This is a genomic window from Halomonas campaniensis, assembly GCF_002211105.1.
GTDB classification, from domain to species: domain Bacteria; phylum Pseudomonadota; class Gammaproteobacteria; order Pseudomonadales; family Halomonadaceae; genus Vreelandella; species Vreelandella campaniensis_A.
On record NZ_JPUA01000011.1, the window covers coordinates 153,687 to 171,801 of the forward strand.

General features: G+C 53.2%; 10 protein-coding genes. All 10 read left to right on the plus strand.

Annotation, left to right across the window (positions count from 1 at the left end):
* Positions 1–93 precede the first annotated feature (93 nt).
* The gene (locus JI62_RS05035) at positions 94–363 is read left to right on the plus strand and encodes a SelT/SelW/SelH family protein (protein WP_071693760.1); all 270 of its coding nucleotides are present in this window, start codon (positions 94–96) and stop codon (positions 361–363) included.
* A complete protein-coding gene (locus JI62_RS05040; protein ID WP_088699106.1) occupies positions 360–1,238 on the plus strand; it encodes a DMT family transporter in 879 nt (292 codons plus the stop codon). Before JI62_RS05035 ends, JI62_RS05040 begins: the two co-directional genes overlap by 4 nt.
* A 285-nt stretch (positions 1,239–1,523) precedes the next feature.
* Complete coding sequence (locus tag JI62_RS05045; RefSeq protein WP_088699107.1) at positions 1,524–3,065, plus strand: TolC family outer membrane protein; 1,542 nt, start codon at positions 1,524–1,526, stop codon at positions 3,063–3,065.
* A 166-nt stretch (positions 3,066–3,231) separates the two neighbouring features.
* Positions 3,232–5,409, plus strand: a complete 2,178-nt coding sequence (locus JI62_RS05050) for a type I secretion system permease/ATPase (RefSeq protein ID WP_088699108.1) — start codon at positions 3,232–3,234, stop codon at positions 5,407–5,409.
* Positions 5,409–6,839, plus strand: a complete 1,431-nt coding sequence (locus tag JI62_RS05055; protein WP_088699109.1) for an HlyD family type I secretion periplasmic adaptor subunit — start codon at positions 5,409–5,411, stop codon at positions 6,837–6,839. The genes JI62_RS05050 and JI62_RS05055 overlap by 1 nt, the downstream gene beginning before the upstream one ends.
* Positions 6,839–7,471: a response regulator transcription factor gene (locus JI62_RS05060; protein ID WP_088699110.1), complete on the plus strand. Its 633-nt coding sequence runs from the start codon at positions 6,839–6,841 to the stop codon at positions 7,469–7,471. The genes JI62_RS05055 and JI62_RS05060 overlap by 1 nt, the downstream gene beginning before the upstream one ends.
* A 95-nt stretch (positions 7,472–7,566) precedes the next feature.
* A complete protein-coding gene (locus JI62_RS05065) occupies positions 7,567–10,743 on the plus strand; it encodes a UDP-N-acetylmuramoyl-tripeptide--D-alanyl-D-alanine ligase (RefSeq protein WP_088699111.1) in 3,177 nt (1,058 codons plus the stop codon).
* Positions 10,740–11,765: a hypothetical protein gene (locus JI62_RS05070; protein WP_240513139.1), complete on the plus strand. Its 1,026-nt coding sequence runs from the start codon at positions 10,740–10,742 to the stop codon at positions 11,763–11,765. Before JI62_RS05065 ends, JI62_RS05070 begins: the two co-directional genes overlap by 4 nt.
* Positions 11,762–13,612, plus strand: coding sequence for an ABC transporter ATP-binding protein (locus JI62_RS05075; protein WP_240513140.1), 1,851 nt, complete (start codon positions 11,762–11,764; stop codon positions 13,610–13,612). The genes JI62_RS05070 and JI62_RS05075 overlap by 4 nt, the downstream gene beginning before the upstream one ends.
* 248 nt (positions 13,613–13,860) lie before the next feature.
* The coding region (locus JI62_RS05080; RefSeq protein WP_141101300.1) for an Ig-like domain-containing protein at positions 13,861–18,115 on the plus strand (4,255 nt) is incomplete at its 3' end.

Here is an 18,115-nt window from a genome sequence, read left to right on the forward strand (position 1 = left end):
CGGAGCTCCTTCTTAATTGACCTATCTCAAGTCATCTCAAGATGACAGAATATCTTCTTAGGATGCCACATTAACTTGCCTTGGAGATCAGGGATGTCACGTATTCAAATCCGTTATTGTACTCAGTGCCAGTGGCTACTGCGCAGTGGTTGGTATGCACAGGAATTGCTTTCAACTTTTGGTGAAGGATTAAGCGAGGTATCGTTAGCTCCTTCCCATGGCGGTACGTTCGAGATCTGGTGTGATGATGTGCTGTTATGGGAGCGCAAGCGGGATGGTGGTTTTCCGGATATTAAGCTTCTCAAACAGCGTGTACGCGATCAGTTGGAGCCGGGGCGAGATTTAGGGCATATCGACCGATGAATCAGGATCGGCAAGCAATTCTGTTTGGCTTAGGGGCCGTCGCATTATGGTCGACGGTGGCAACGGCCTTCAAAGTGGCACTCGCTTGGATGAGCCCTCTAGAGCTGATGTGGCTTGCAGCGCTCGTTTCCTGGGCACTGATGGGGGCGCTGGTCATTAAGCAGGGAAATATCGCCACAGCGCTACGCAACGGCTGGAAGACAGCAGCCTGGGCAGGGCTGATGAACCCGGTGGCCTATTATTTGGTGCTCTTCGCCGCCTATGACCGCCTCCCTGGGCAGGAGGCGATGGCTTTGAATTACACCTGGGCCTTGGCGATGGCGTTTTTGGCGGTGCCATTACTTGGGCAGCGTTTGACGCGTATGGATATTGTTGCTGGGTTGGTCGCCTACGCAGGCGTATGGGTGATAGCAACACGCGGCGCGGTTTTTAATGTCTCTTTTGCCGACCCGCTAGGGGTCGTGCTGGCACTTGCTTCGACGTTGCTATGGGCGCTTTATTGGCTACTCAATGCGCGTGATCGACGCCCTCCGCTCGTTGGTCAATGGCAAAATTTTAGCGTAGGCCTGCCTGTATTGACCCTATTGTTACTGCTCGGCCCTGGTTACCAATGGCACGGTTGGCCTGCTTTTGGTGCTGGAGTGTATGTGGGGCTATTTGAAATGGGGGTGGCGTTCATTCTATGGCAGTTGGCAGTGCATAAGGTGTCGCGTACGGCAAAAGTCTCCAACCTGATTTTTCTCTCACCGCCAGTATCGCTGCTGTTACTTTTCCTGGTAGTGGGAGAGCCTATTTTGCCATCGACGTTAATTGGGCTAGTGCTGATACTGCTGGGTCTGGGGCTGCAGCAAGTACAGAAAAGCGAACGATTCTGAATATTTTTCTGTGTTTTAATGATGTTCTTATTGTAATTTTTTGTGACATTTGGTTTTATGACGTCAGGGTGAGTAGGAAATTAACTAAATTAGGCTAAGCTCAGCTGATTAAGTTTTAACTACCATAGGTTTACTTCAAAAAATTGGGTGCTCGTAGGGACACAGGCTCGCTAAGCGATGAGATTTCGCGAGCTTATACTTGAAGCAATAGTGCAACATAGCTCAATGGGTCACACGAATAATGCGCTGTGTGCGATGAGTGCCACACTTTAGGGAACGCTGACGATGAACAAAAATGCCGTATCGAGACTAAAAAAAATCTTCTGTCACCATGTTTTTAAGCCACTGACAGTGACCACGTTAGCGTGTGTCCCGCTTACGGCGTTAGCGCAGTCTCTTCCCGCTAGTCTCTACGCACCAGGCTCCACCGATCTTCCCAGTACGATTCAGCAAACGATCATTACGAACCCCGATGTCAATGCTGCTTGGGCGAACTTTAGCGCTTCCGGTAGCGATGTCAGGGTCGCAAAGGGTAATTATTTGCCTTCGATCGATATCTCTGCAGGAGTAGGGCGTCAAGACCAGCAAAATGATGGGCGTGGAAGCTACAGCAGTGACTTTGCGGAACTTACACTCACCCAAATGGTGTTTGATGGGTTTGCCACCCGTAGTGAAGTAGAGCGGTTGGATCGCACTCGGTTGATTGCCTATTTTGAGTTGCTGGGCGCAAGTGAAGAAGTGACGCTGGAAGCTTTTCGCACCTATCTTGATGTGCTTCGCTACCGCGAGATGGTGCGTTTAGCGCAAGATAATTACCGCGAGCATCAACGGGTATTCTCGCAAATTGAAGAGCGCGCCCTTTCCGGGGCGGGGCGTGGCGTTGACCTGGAGCAAATCAGCGGCCGTTTAGCGTTAGCTGAATCTAACTTGATGACCGAAGCGTCGAACCTACACGACGTCACGGCTCGCTATCAGCGTATCGTCGGCGAACTTCCTCCCCAGAATATGTCGCCTGCACCTAGCTTGGCTGCTGACCTGCCCACGGATGTTAACCAAGCTGTCGAAATGGCATTTGAAGGGAACCCAGATTTCCATGCCGCGATTGAAAATATTGCTGTGCAACGTGCTGAGCAAGGGGCTGCGAAGGCCGCCTTTATGCCCCGCCTTGATATACAGGGGCGCACGGGAACCAATAATCAAGACGACTCAATAGCTGGGCGCAGTGACGAGCACAGTATTCAACTGGTCGCTAGCATGAACCTCTATCGCGGTGGTTCTGATAGTGCAGCGTTTGATGCGGCGGCCACGCGGATTGAGCAAGCCGTCAATCAACGTGAGGCGGCTTGTACAAACGTTCGTCAAACCACTCAAATTGCCTATAACGATACTCAGCGCTTGGAAGAGCAACTGAGCTATCTAAATGAGCATCGTCAGTCGATTAACCGAGTTCGCGCGGCTTATCAGCAGCAGTTTGATATTGGCCAGCGAACGTTGTTGGACGTGCTTGACAGTGAAAACGAATATTTCGAGGCCAGCCGAGCCTTCGCAAATGCTGAGTTTGATTTAACCTTGGCCCAAGCGCGTACGCTAGCAGCAATGGGGCAACTTATGCACACTCTTGAAGTGGTGCGCGACGATATTCCTAGCCTTGCCGAACTTGGCTACGACGATATAACGCTTAGTAATGAGATGACCTGTGGAACGGAAGGGCCACGTGGCTTTAATTTAGAAGACTTTACGCGCGGTATTTCTTCGTTACCTACTCACGCCGATACGCTAACGTCGTCTTATGCCAACAATGAGCAGCTAGCTATGATTTCCCAGTAGCTGCAATTGGGCCACGAGAATGCGCTGGTCACTAACGGCTAATGTGTTTGAATAGTTCTCTGTACAGAAACAGCGTTATTCGTCGTTTGGCGGCGATGGATTAGCGGCCTCCGCTAATCATAGGGGAAATAGATGCCTATATAGGCATTAGGGTAAAGAGGTCTTTGTGACACAAACCAAGCTGGAAAGGCCGACCGCTGCAAATGCTGGCGAGCAGCCATTAGGCGATGAGTTACTCGAATGTTTGAAAGCGGTTGCCTCATTTCATCAGCACGAGGTGTCATCAGAGGCCCTTAGAGCGGGCTTACCCTTGGAGGAGGGTAAGCTGACGCCTTCCGTCTTTGGTAGGGCCGCTTCCCGTGCCGGGCTGACGTCGCGGATTGTTAAAAGCAAGCTGTCGGCACTAAACCCTGCACTATTTCCCGCTATTCTCTTGTTGGAGCCGGGTAGGGCGTGTGTGCTGTTGGGGATTGATCTCAAGCAGCAAAAAGCAAACGTCATCTTTCCTGAGCTATCGGAATCAAATGTTGAACTGCCTCTTGAAGAGCTGTATGCGGGCTATAGCGGCGAAGCTATTTATGTCCGCCCTAAATTTCTAGCGGATAATGCGTCTGAACCAGGGGTCAAGAAGCGTCGCGATCAGCACTGGTTTTGGGGCGTCATTCGCGAAAACAGACCTCTCTATCGCGATATCGTATTGGGCTCGGTGGCGATCAATGTTTTCGCCATCGCAATGCCACTGTTTGTTCTTAATGTCTATGATCGAGTAGTGCCCAATCAGGCAACGGAAACGCTCTGGGTGCTGGCGATAGGCATCTTCATAGTGCTGTGCTTTGATTTGGTGCTTAGGCTCATGCGCAGCAGTTTTGTCGACTTAGCCGCTAGCCGTGCGGACGTGAAGCTCTCTTCCTCAATCATGGCTAAAGCATTGGGCCTGCGCTTAGAAGAGCGCCCCGCATCCACCGGGTCGTTTACCTCAACGCTCCAGTCTTTTGAGTCGGTACGCGCCTTTATTGGTTCTGCGACTATTTTGGGCATTGTCGACCTTCCATTTGTACTGATGTTTGCGGCGATTATCGCGCTGATTAGCCCCTGGCTAGTGCTGCCGGTATTGGTGGGCATTGTATTTGTGCTGCTTTACGCACTGGCCGCTCAGGGAAAACTTCATGAGCTTTCTCAAACTACCTGGGAGGTTGGCGCACAGCGTAACTCGCTGTTGGTGGAATCGATTTCTCAGTTAGAAAATGTTAAAGCGCTGCGGGCAGAAAGCCGTATCCAGCGCCACTGGGAAAAATCATCGGCCTTCCTTTCCCGCACCGGCGCGCAGTTAAAAATGGTCAGCACCTCTGTCTCCAATGTGGCCCAGTGGGCGCAGCACAGCGTGGCGGTATGCGTCATTATTGTCGGTGTTTATCAAATTATCGAAGGCAACCTCACCCAGGGCGGGTTGATTGCTGCCTATATGCTCTCTTCACGGGCGATGGCACCTATCAGTCAGGCAGCGGCGCTGCTGGCGCAATACCATCAATCCTCAACGGCGCTTGAGTCACTCAACGCAGTAATGGACAAAAAGGTAGAGCGCCATGAGGGCAAAGCTTATGTAGAAAAGCCCAGCTTCGTTGGCAATATTCGTCTTGAGAAAGTTACTCTTCGCTACCCCAGTGAAGAGCGTGAAGCGCTGAAGGATGTATCGATAACGGTCAAAGCCGGAGAAAAAGTAGCCCTGCTTGGCCGCATTGGTTGCGGTAAATCTTCATTAAATAAATTGGTGTTGGGGTTTTATCAGCCAACGTCTGGAGCGGTGCTGGTGGATAACGTGGATATTCGCCAGTTAGATCCACTGCAGCTACGCCGCCATATTGGCTATGTTCCCCAGGACGTTAGCCTGTTTTCAGGGTCACTGCGGGATAATATTGTGGCGGGTGGCGGTAGTGACCGCGTTGATGACGAGGCGTTGCTACGTGCAATTGAACTGGCTGGCTTGGAGTCCCTTGTCAATAGCCACCCCCATGGTGTGGATCTGCAAGTGGGTGAGCGTGGCCAAGCGCTTTCCGGTGGACAAAAACAGTCCGTCGCTATCGCCCGTGCGCTGGTGCAGGATCCGCCTATTCTGCTGTTGGATGAACCGACAAGCTCTATGGATAACGCCAGCGAAGAGGCATTTAAAGCCAATCTGACAAACGTGGCTGCAGGAAAAACGATTCTGGTGGTGACGCACCGCACCTCGCTTCTCTCCCTGGTAGATCGAATTATCGTCATGGATGCCGGCAAGGTCGTGGCCGATGGGCCGCGTGACACTGTGGTCGAGGCATTGCGCAAAGGCCAGATCGGGAGGGCATCGTAATGGCGCGTAAATCCTCTTCTACCTCCGAGCAAAAAGGCTTTGATGCCATTGGCCGTTTCTCAGAAAAAGGCCAAAAGCCATTTCGCCCTTTTATGGATCGGCTGTTTGCCAAGCGTGTCTCTTCCGCCCACTTAAGCCGTGATTGGGCAAGCGATACCGACTGGGCGCGTATGCAGCAAGAGCCCATTCGTGCACGGCTATTCCTGTATACCGTTTTGCTGACCGTTGTGGCGCTTTTAGTGTGGGCGTATTTCGCCTCTATCGATGAAGTGACCCGAGGAGCGGGGCGGGTGATCCCCGCCAGCCAGTTGCAGCGTATTCAGTCGTTTGACGGTGGCGTTATTGAACAAATCTTTATTCGCGAAGGGCAAATTGTTGAAGCAGGGGAAGTGCTGATGCAAATTGACCCCACTCGTTTCGTTTCGGATTTTCGTGAAAACCGTGCTCAGCGCTATGCACTTCAAGCACGCGCTGAAAGGCTGCGAGCATTGGCAACAGGCACTGCATTTGAGCCTTCCGAAGAGCTGCGCCAAGAAGTGCCGGATATTGTGGCCCAGGAGCGCGAGGTTTATGAGAGCCGCCGCGAAGAGTTGCGCGAACAGGAAAATGTACTTAATGACCGTATTCGTCAGCGTCGGGAAGAGCTGCGGGAGGCACAAGCTCGCCGTGATACAGCTCAACGTGAGGTCAATATGGCTAGTCAGGAGCTTAACTTGACGCGACCATTGTTGGCTTCGGGGGCTGTCTCGGAAGTAGAGGTGTTGCGCCTGCAAAGGGATGTGTCCAGCGCTACAGGTGAGCGTAACCAGGCTGATGCTGCCGTTTCACGACTTGAAGCCGCTGTCGAAGAAGCCGAGGGTCAACTGCTGGAGCTAAGCGCAGAGCGTCGGAGTGAGTGGCGCAATGACCTTGCGCAAACGCTCGGTGACTTAAACGCATTACAGCAATCGGGCACAGGGCTGCAGGATCGCGTTCGATTGACCGAAATTCGTTCGCCGGTTGATGGCATCGTTCAACGTATCCACATCAACACCATCGGCGGGGTTGCCCAGCCAGGGCAAGAGGTTGTTGAAATCGTGCCTACTGACGACCAGTTGCTGGTTGAAGCACGCATCGCCCCGCAAGATATCGCCTTTTTGCACCCAGGGCAGCCTGCCACTATCAAACTCACGGCCTACGACTATGCCATTTATGGTGGCTTACAGGCTGAGTTAGAGCGTATTAGTGCCGATACCATTACTGATGATGACGGTAATACCTTCTACCAAGTGCGGGTGCGTAGTTTAGAAAACGAAAATGTCGCCGATAGATTACAAGTAATCCCCGGCATGACAGCGCAGGTGGATATAGTAACGGGCAAGCGCACAGTGATGCAGTTTATGCTGAAACCTGTCTTAAGAGCGTGGCGTGATTCCATGGGGGAGCGCTGATGAAGCATTGGTTTATTACCACCGACGGTAACTTGAAAGCGCGTTGGAAAAAAGCGTTTCCCGAGATGGTTACTTCCAAACCTGATGTTTTTATTGGTAAAGCACAGCCTAATGATGTGGTGTGGTTGTCTACGACGGTTGAGGGGTGGTCAGAACTTATTGGTTCACTAACTGCTAAGGGAGCTATTGTCGTTGTGCTCAGTTATTCGCCGAATGACCGAGAAGCGTTGAGATCCCTGGATCTGGGGGCGCGAGGATATGTTCACACCCTTGCTGCGCCGGAGGTGCTTAAGCAAGTAGCACTGGTGGTGACTAATCAAGGTGTGTGGGTTGGTCAAGAGTTGTTGGCTAAAGTGTTGGGTGGTTCTTTCAAAGCGCTTCAGCAGCGGGCTGAAGGTGGTGAAACTTTCAATACCGCCGAGATTGGGAGTCTCACTGATCGTGAGCGGGGAGTAGCACTCGCTGTCGTGCGCGGCGCGACAAATAAAGAAGTTGCGCGTCAGCTCGATATTACTGAACGTACGGTAAAAGCGCATCTTAGCGCTATTTTCAAAAAATTGGCTGTTCGAGATCGCTTACAGCTTATTTTGAAACTAGCACCGATAGTTGAGCGCGTTCCAGAGCGCTTTTAATTTATTTAATTTAGCGTGAGTAGGCCTTAATGTGATGCAGAGCTTCTTCGCTATATTTCTGACCCTCACATTAGCCTCTATTATTGAGCAACTTAATGCCGGGTATTAAAGATTCTTCACTGCATTGCTCGTTTCCATCAAGTCAGTCGAGCGCTGAGCATTCTGCCCGAGCGGCTGATCTTTCGCGTGCTTTGGAGAGCATGGGCGATACGGTGATGCCTATTTGGTTGAACAAGCATGCAAAGGTGACGGAATTTACACCGGTGATGCTGATTTCGGTAAGCGATGGCTATGAGCGTGCCCAAGTCACGTCTGTGCAGCTTGATTTGGCCAGTTTGCAGGCAGGCAGTTGGGCGTCGTTATTACCCACTTTTAAGCAAGCGTTGACACGGCTGGAGCGAAAGTTCTCCCATCCTTTGGTGTGGTGTCGGTTGGAATGGCCTTTTGCCGTGAGAGAGTGGCAGTGGCAGGCGCTGAAAAAAGAGATTAAGCGCTGCAAGCGAAACTATTGCCGTAGCGGTTTAGCGTTTGTGGGTAAGAAATTTCCTCGACTCCTACTAACAGAGATGGAGCTCAACGCCAATGCCTGTTTGTACTCAGGCAATCGGGTTGCGCACGCTGAAGTTAACCAGGCTAACCTTGAGCGTTTTATAAAAGCACGTCATGGTTCCAGCCAAATGCCGGATTTTGCTGATGATATGCCGGTATGGAGCTTTTCCACTGCTGGCGTGTTTCTAGACGTGAGTGGTGAAGCACCAAGTGTACATGCTCTGGATACCCAGCCAAGGCGCTGGGGGCGTCGAGAGGCACCTCCTCTGACAGCAGCATCTACTGGGGAGCTGATAGCGCGTTCCACTCGTTTTCTGGGTAAGCAAGTGAGTCAAGATGGCCACTATGTGTATGGATATTTCCCCTGCTTTGACCGCCGCATCAACACTTACAATGTGCTACGTCACGCCAGCAGCACTTATGCTTTATTAGAGGGGTATGAGGCCTGCGCAGATCAGCGTCTTTTAAATGATGGGCAGCTAGACCTGATACGCCAACAGATACTTTGGGCACTTTCCGGCTTATGTTCCCAGTTTATTATTCATCGCCAAGGGGCTGCTTATGTAGTGGACACCGGCGATGTCATTAAGCTGGGAGCCAACGCGGTCGCTATTCTGGCGTTGGTAAAGTATCACCAGGTCACGGGAGATGGGTGTTACGCTGATCTGGCAGATGCGCTGGCGCTAGGGATTGCGCGAATGCAGGAGGCCGACGGTAGCTTTGTCCATGTACTCAATGCTGCGGATTTATCGGTCAAGGAAAAGACGCGGATAATTTATTACGATGGTGAAGCTGCCTTTGCACTGATGCGTCTCTACGATCATACCCGCAACCGCCATTGGCTAGACTGCGTGGTCAAAGCGTTTGACTACTTTATCGCCAATGGACACGAAAAGGCGCATGACCATTGGCTTGCCTATTGCTCAAATGAATTGGTGTCACATCGTCCAGAGCGAAAATATTTTGCCTTTGCGGTGCGCAATATCACGGGCTATGTCGATTTTATTCGCGAGCGGATCACCACTTTTCCCACGCTGCTTGAGCTAGCAATGGCGTTTCACAAGACGCTGCTTAAGCTGGAGGCGCGGCCTGATTTAGTCGATGTGCTGGACGGGTTTGATATCAATGCGTTTTATCGGGCACTGCACGTCAGAGCGAACCATCTTTTGAATGGTTTTTTCTGGCCGGAAATGGCGATGTACTTTAAGGCGCCCGCTACTATCGTGGATGGTTTTTTTATTCGCCACCACAGTTTTCGCGTAAGGATTGACGATGTAGAACACTATCTTTCGGGGTTGGTGGCTTATCAACAAATGCTGCGCCAAGGTGAATATGCCAGTATTAAGTCATCGTTAGGTAATAAGCTTGATGCTGCGACGATGGCTTCGACAACAGGTGGCGTATGGGCAGTAGCGCCACCTGTTGGTTGGCTGGCAAGAGGGGTGTGCAGTTGGTCGCAATCTTTTCAGCCGGGGCAGGTGGTGGTGGCCCGGGGGAAGGATAAGGGGAGAGGTTGTTTGCCATCAGTAGTGAGGACACTGGTTGCCAAAGGCGCTTCCGCGGTGCTCTGCGAGGATAGTAAGACGTATCTTGATATCGGCACCCCTGTACTACAGGTGCGTAATGTGCGAGCTGCGATGTTGGCCATAGGCCAGCGGCAACGGCGCTGCTACACTGGCCGTGTCGTTGGTATTACCGGTAGTGCAGGCAAAACAACGGCAGTGGCGATGCTAGCCCATGCTCTGAGCTACAATAATTCAGTAGGGCAAACGCAAGGCAGCGCCAACCTGCCGGTTGGTATTGCCTGGAATATTGCTTCAATGCCCCAAGAAGCTCCGTACTGGGTGGTTGAAATGGCCATCGGCTCCATGGCCCAAAATACGGCGCTTGCTCGCCCTGATATTGCCATTATTACGAATATTGCTGCGTCACATCTGGAATACCACCACACCTTGGATGAAATTGCCCGTAAGAAAGCGCTTATTTTTCAGGGTATGCCACCCAATGGTGTCGCCATTCTCTATCGCGATATGCCGCAGTATGCGTATCTTGCAGAGCAGGCAAGAATCCACAACCTAACAGTAATCAGCTTTGGTGAGCATGTTGACGCTGATATACGCATGCTTGAATTTGCAGGTAATAGTGGCCGTATTACGTTCGATGGTGCTATTTATCAGCTCCGCATGAACGCCGCTGGACGCCATATGCTGCTTAACGCCATGGCAGTGCTGGCAGTGGCCAGACATGACAACTTACCTTTAGATGCCGTTATGGCACGCTTAGCCTCTTTTAAGGCGGTGGCAGGGAGGGGAGAGGTGCGGGCCATTGAGTACCACGGAGTGGCGATCACCCTTTATGATGAGGCCTATAACGCTAATCCGCTATCGATGCGCATGGCGCTGGAGGCTTTCGCTGCACTGCCCGTACAAGCTAACCAAAAGTTATTAATTCTCGGTGATATGCTGGAGCTTGGCTCAGAGACAGAGGCGTTGCACCTGGAACTTTTGCCCATACTTACCGCGCTATCGGCTAGGCAAATACTGCTGTGCGGGCAACATTGCCAAGCGTTAGCGCCACTACTAGGAGGGGAAGCCGCCGGTGTGCTTCACTTTGCAGATGTCAAAGCATTAGAAACAGCATTACCTGGATACTTAAAACCTCAGGATTGTGTGCTTGTTAAGGCTTCCCATGGCATTGGGTTGCACGCACTTTTCTCACCATGACGGCTATTTGTAACTACGTCTCGATAGCTCGGTGTGGGTGGGGTGCTCTGCTACTGTTTTGTGTGGCGTTGCTACCTCCTGGTGCTGCTTATCCGCTGTCTGAAGTCGGCGCATGCTATTACCTGCAGCGCGATAGGTTGCTTGAGCAGTTGGAAAATGAGCCGAATCTTGCGAAGGGAGGTGATGACACGCACTTCTTTGTCGAGAGCTCTGACCCGCATTCGGAACTACCCTCTACGCGCCTAGATGATCTGGATATTCAGTTGGCGGCTGCCGATGCTCTCTATAGCCAAGTATTGGGGCTCACGCCACCTTTGCATATGCCACGCTATCAGCGTGCGGGCTTCATTATGGTTATTTTACGTGCGGATCAAACACGTGGAGGGCAGGCTTATGACGAAGTTGTACGCAGCGCTGCCTCGCCCGATTGCCATATTCGCATGGCACTGGGTGGGCAAGTGGATGCAGCTCACAACCTAACCCCTGCACATGAGCTATTTCATCTATACCAAAACGCGCACATGATGTTCAAGCAAGGATGGGTGCATGAAGGATTGGCTCGTTGGTCGGAATCGCTATTGAGAGGAAATGTACAAGAGGGGCCTCCCTTACCTGCTAATGTCGAGGCACTTGAGAGGGTGTTGCAAGAGAGCTATGGCGCAGCGCCATTTTGGCAGCGATTGTTTTATTTGCTTGACCCCCAAGGGGATATATCCATTCCCGATGCGCTTCGAGATATACGCTATCACGATGGTAGCCAAGTCGTGGCGGTGTCCGAGCGTTATGGGAGCGCATTTCTACCGCTGTTATTTTCTTCACTGCATGAGGCCGGGGCAGTACTTGCAGCTCAAGAGCAATGGCCAGTGTACGGCTGGGCGGAGGCAGACCAGCGCAGTCTGCGCCACAATGAGGCCATCCTATCTGCAGTGCATCATGCAGTTTCAACGTATATGCCGGTAGCAGATCAGCCGGACGAGTTACGTGTATTTATGCAACTTATAGAGCCAATGGCTGAGCGATGAGCAACCTGGCGGCACGCAGTGAGATGGGTGAAATCTATAGTGATCAAGTCCGCGATTTAATGGTTGCGCTGGTACGTGCGGTGCTGTGGCCATTCCGCTGGCGCGTGCTCGCTATCCTGTTGATGCAGATCGCCAGCCAGGTAATGCTATTGGCAAGCCTAGTGCTCCCCTGGCAACTGCTTCAAGTGCTGATAACCGGCCATAGCCGCATCGATGGCTGGATTACCGGGGCAGACACTGGCAGCGGCAAAATAGCGGTGCTGATAGCATTGGCAGTAGCCTGTTTTTGCTCCTATGCCCTTCTCCAATGGCTGGTTAAAAAAGCCGTCGCGAGTCTTTCGGTAACGATACTGCGTCACTTAAATAAAACGCGACTGGTTGCTAATCACCGCTTACTCGGCAAACGTGTACTGGGTGTGGTGGTAGGCGCCATATCATCAACGGTTATTGCATTGCTATTTTGTCTGCTGATCGCTCTTTTGCATCCCCTGTTAGCGCTATTGGCAGTGGTATGTGTGCTTGGGTTGGTAATAGTAGTTTGCTTTTACTACCGCTTTGAAAGGGTGCAAAAGATTCAAGGTACGCTGCAGGTCAACGTGCTTACCGTGATCAATATCAGTTTTGTACTGGGGTTTTTGATTATTGTTTTGGATTACCTAAATGGCACTATGCGGCCGCTCCTGACGCTATTTATACTGTTGCTGAGTATGCGCCAACTCATGGCGGCAAGTATTAATGCGCTGGTGAGTTTCTTGAGTATTATCAAGTATTTTCAGCAGATTAATATGCTTCTTTTACCGCGAGATCAGCAGGTCTCTCTGTTTTCAATTACTGATTTTGTTCAACGTTTTGAACAAACAACTCTCAATCAGTGGCTATTACCCTGGTTGGCTGAGCATCAGCACTGTAACGGCGATCTTGATGTTTTACAGTGCCGTCTGCTACATGGGCGGGCGATAGCGCAAGTATTGGTGCGTGATGCGGATGGTAACGGCGCTTCACGCTATGTATTACTCAAATGTTATGTGCCTGCTCGGGAGAATGAAGCACTTCATGAAGCTGCGCTTCTAAAAGAAGTAAGCGGCTATTGCTATGGCACCATTCCCACAGTGCCTGTTTTACTGGAAAGTGGCCGCTTGCCTTGGTGCTCTTTTGCATTGTTGGAGGTGGGCGACGAGCTTCCTCTATGGAAAAACTCGGAAGAGCGTAAACCCTGGATGAGTGAACTGCGTCAATGCCTGTTTCATGTTCCATTACCTGATCGGCTGATTGCGCAATACACAGCAACGTTTGCCTCTTTACCCGAGCGCATGAAGAAAATAAAGACTTCGCATTTTGCGTATTTGACACACGTGGATAAAGAAAGCTTTCAAGTTGAGCATTTTATGCATTTGTGGCCACAAATGATGGCTGCGGTGGAAAGAATCCCCAAAAGCCTGACGGTGCAAAACCCGAGTAGTGCACGGGTGGCGAATATAGACAGCCACATGCTGCTCATGGACTGGCAGGGCTGGGTATATGACACGATGGGAGCTTACTGGCCGTTATCAGCAAAACTGCATGACGAAGTGTTTGAAGTTATGGAAAGTCAGTGGGAAGCTCTGGTCGCTCAGCGAAAATGGTCTGAATTTGGCTCTCCTACCATTGCTGCACATTACGTTGCGTTGGCTGCGCGCGGGCACGAGTTTTGTCAGCGTTGTCAGGCTAATAATGATTCTGGAGCGCTTAATATGATGTCTGGGCTTATAAAAGCTTATGAGGCAATAGAACATCATCATTCTTTTTTTGCTGATCAAGATGATGATGTTTCAGACTTACATCGTGTTTTGAGCTTGGAGGAAAAGTAGCTACTACTCATAAACGCCTGTATCGGTTTTATGGCACTGTTGCTCCGCGTACAACCCCTTGCCTTTCCAGATAGCACTAAAAGTCACTTGTATTACTTTTCCTGCCACTTTGCCCGTATTGTCCACCGGTACAATATGAAATTGCCTTGATCAAGGCTAGGCTTGCTTCAGAATGCCGTAAATAGCCATTTTCATTAGGCTTCAATAAAGCGGCGACCTTTAATTAAATGGTGGGCGGGGAACAGCACATGGCAACGGCGACAGTTATAGCGATTTCGGGTCAGGCTTGGGCACGTGGCGAAGACGGCAACTTGCGTGAACTGCGCATTGGCGACGTTCTTCAGGAGGGCGAAACGCTCATTACCTCTGCGGACGGCCGTGTTGAACTAGACTTTGCCGACGGAACTGGCGCTAACGTTGTCGAGGGTGGTCAAGAAGTTGCTGTTACTCCCGAGCTTGATGTTGATGCGATTGTCACCACCGATGCCAGTGCTCAAGACGACGACCTTGAAGCGCTACTTGCTGCCCTTGACGATGAAGAGGGAGATCTCCTCGACCTTCTTGACGCGACTGCTGCTGGTGGTGGCGCCGGTGGCGGTGGCGGCGGCAGCGATTTCGTCCGCGTTGCACGTATTGCTGAAGAAACTGACCCGCTAAGTTTCGAGACTGAAGGCGGCCTAGAAGGCGCTGAGTTTGTTGAGTTTGATGATGGCGCTGCGGCTGTTTCAGATGAACTAGATGATACAGATGCCGATGCAGATGCTGATGCAGACGCGGACGCGGACGCTGATGCGGATTCTGACTCTGATGCAGATGCAGATGCAGATGCAGATGCGGATTCAGACTCTGATGCCGATGCGGACGCCGATGCTGACGCCGATGCTGATGCAGACGCGGATGCCGATGCTGACTCCGACGCTGATGCCGATGCGGACGCGGATGCGGATTCAGATGCTGACTCCGACGCAGATGCTGACGCCGACGCAGATGCAGATGCCGATGCGGACGCTGATGCGGATGCAGACGCTGATGCCGATGCTGACGCGGATGCGGATGCGGATGCGGATGCAGACGCCGATGCGGATGCAGATGCCGATGCCGATGCGGACGCCGATTCAGACGCAGACGCCGATGCGGATGCTGACTCCGACGCAGATGCTGACTCCGACGCTGACGCCGATGCAGATGCGGATTCAGATGCTGATGCAGACGCCGATGCAGACGCCGATGCTGATGCGGATTCAGATGCCGATGCGGACGCTGATTCTGATGCGGATGCGGATGCTGATGCTGATGCTGATGCGGATGCTGATGCAGACGCGGACGCCGATTCAGATGCGGACGCTGATGCGGATTCAGACTCTGATGCAGATGCAGATGCAGATGCAGATGCAGATGCAGATGCAGATGCGGATTCAGACGCGGACGCTGATGCAGATGCAGACGCAGATGCCGATGCGGATGCAGATGCCGATGCGGATGCAGACGCGGATGCGGATGCTGATGCCGATGCCGATGCCGATGCCGATGCGGATGCTGACTCCGACGCGGATGCCGACGCAGATGCTGACGCCGACGCAGATGCAGATGCCGATGCGGACGCTGACGCGGATGCAGACGCAGACGCTGATGCCGATGCTGACGCGGATGCGGATGCGGATGCGGATGCGGATGCGGATGCGGATGCAGACGCCGATGCAGACGCCGATGCAGATGCCGACGCTGATGCAGATGCCGACGCAGACGCGGATGCTGATGCCGATGCCGATGCCGATGCCGATGCCGATGCTGACGCAGATGCAGATGCGGATGCGGATGCGGATTCAGATGCTGACGCGGATGCCGATGCGGATTCAGACGCCGATGCAGACGCCGATGCGGATGCGGATGCGGATGCAGACGCCGACGCTGATGCAGACGCCGACGCTGATGCAGACGCCGATGCGGATTCAGACGCTGATGCAGACGCAGACGCAGACGCTGATGCGGACGCCGATGCTGATGCAGACGCTGATGCAGACGCAGACGCAGACGCTGACGCGGATGCCGATGCGGATTCAGACGCTGATGCAGACGCTGACGCGGATTCAGACGCTGATGCAGATGCGGATGCAGACGCGGATGCTGATGCCGATGCAGACGCAGATGCCGATGCGGATGCTGATGCTGATGCCGATGCAGATGCGGACGCAGATGCAGATGCGGACGCTGATGCCGACGCCGACGCCGACGCCGACGCTGATGCTGATTCAGACGCGGATGCTGATGCTGATGCTGATGCTGATGCTGATGCTGATGCAGATGCTGATGCTGATGCAGACGCTGATGCAGATGCAGATGCAGATGCCGACGCTGATGCAGACGCGGATGCTGATGCTGATGCTGATGCAGATGCAGATGCAGATGCCGACGCTGATGCAGACGCAGACGCAGACGCAGACGCCGATGCAGATGCTGACGCAGATGCAGATGCGGATTCAGATGCTGACGCGGATGCCGATGCGGATTCAGACGCTGATGCAGACGCCGATGCAGACGCCGATGCAGACGCCGATGCAGACGCGGATGCAGACGCGGATGCTGATGCCGATGCAGATGCAGATGCAGATGCAGATGCAGACGCAGACGCCGATGCTGATGCAGACGCCGATGCGGATGCCGATGCGGATTCAGACGCAGATGCAGACGCCGATGCAGATGCTGACGCAGACGCAGACGCAGACGCAGATGCTGACGCAGATGCAGATGCAGATGCGGATTCAGATGCTGACGCGGATGCCGATGCGGATGCTGATGCCGATGCAGACGCCGATGCAGACGCCGATGCAGATGCTGACGCTGATGCGGATGCTGATGCGGATGCTGATGCGGATGCCGATGCAGACGCCGATGCAGATGCGGACGCCGATGCAGACGCCGATGCGGATTCAGATGCTGACGCGGATGCCGATGCCGATGCGGATTCAGACGCTGATGCGGATGCAGACGCGGATGCAGACGCAGACGCTGATGCTGACTCCGACGCTGATGCTGATGCCGACGCGGACGCCGATTCAGACGTCGATTTAGAAGCCACCATCACTATCGACACCATTGCTGATGACGACGTGATCAATGCCGACGAGGCTGAGCAGAACTTCACAGCTATCAGCGGTACGGTGGGCGGAGACGTGGTGGCGGGTGACCAAGTCACGCTGAGCGTGAATGGCAACATATACACCACCAGTGTGGTCGACGATGGTGCAGGCAACCTGAGCTATAGCACTGCTGTGGCAACTGCAGACCTGATCGCCGACAAGCGTGTGGAAGTCAGCGTGACCGCCACCGACGCGGTGGGTAACAGCCAGACCGCGACCGAAACACGTGACGTCGCAGTCGACACCGACATTGCTGCGGGCATCACCATCGACACCATCGCCGGTGACGATGTAATCAATGCAGAAGAAGCCGCTGAAACCAACACCACCATCACCGGCACGGTAAGCGGTGACGTGGTGGCGGGTGACCATGTCACGGTGAGTGTGAACGGTAATGACTACACCGGCGAGGTAGTAGACGACGGCGCAGGTAATCTAGGCTACAGCATCGACGTACCTACGGCAGACCTGATTGCTGACAACAGTGTGGATGCCAGTGTGACTGCCACCGACGCGGCGGGTAACAGTCAAACCGCCACTGAAACACGGGATGTCGCGGTCAATACCGAGATCGCTGCGGGCATCACCATCGACACTATTGCCGGTGACGACGTGATCAACGCCGAGGAGTCCGCTGAAACTAACACCACCATCACCGGCACGGTAAGCGGTGACGTGGTGGCGGGTGACCAAGTCACGGTGAGTGTGAACGGTAATGACTACACCGGCGAGGTAGTAGACGACGGCGCAGGCAACCTGGGCTACAGCATCGACGTACCTACGGCAGACCTGATTGCCGACAACAGTGTGGAAGCGAGCGTGACTGCCACCGACGCGGCGAGTAACAGCCAGACCGCGACTGAAACACGTGAGGTCACGGTCGACACTGAGATCACTGCAGGCATTACCATCGACACCATTGCCGGTGATGACGTGATCAATGCCACCGAGGCTGGGCAGAACTTCACCGCTGTCACCGGCACGGTAAGCGGAGATGTGGTGGCGGGTGACCAGGTCACGTTGAGTGTAAATGGAAACAGCTACACCACTAGCGTAGTCGACGATGGTGCAGGTAACCTGAGCTACAGCACTACCGTGGCAACCGCAGACCTGATTGCCGACAACAGTGTGGCAGCGATCGTGACTGCCACCGACGCGGCGGGTAACAGCCAGACCGCGACTGAAACACGTGAGGTCACTGTCAACACCGACGCCAGTGCCACCATCACCATCGACACCCTTGCCGGTGACGACGTGATCAACGGCGAAGAAGCCACCCATACCATCAGCGTGACCGGCACCGTGGGCGGCGACGCCCGCGAAGGCGACACCGTCACCCTGGCCGTGGGCGGCGAGACCTTCAGCG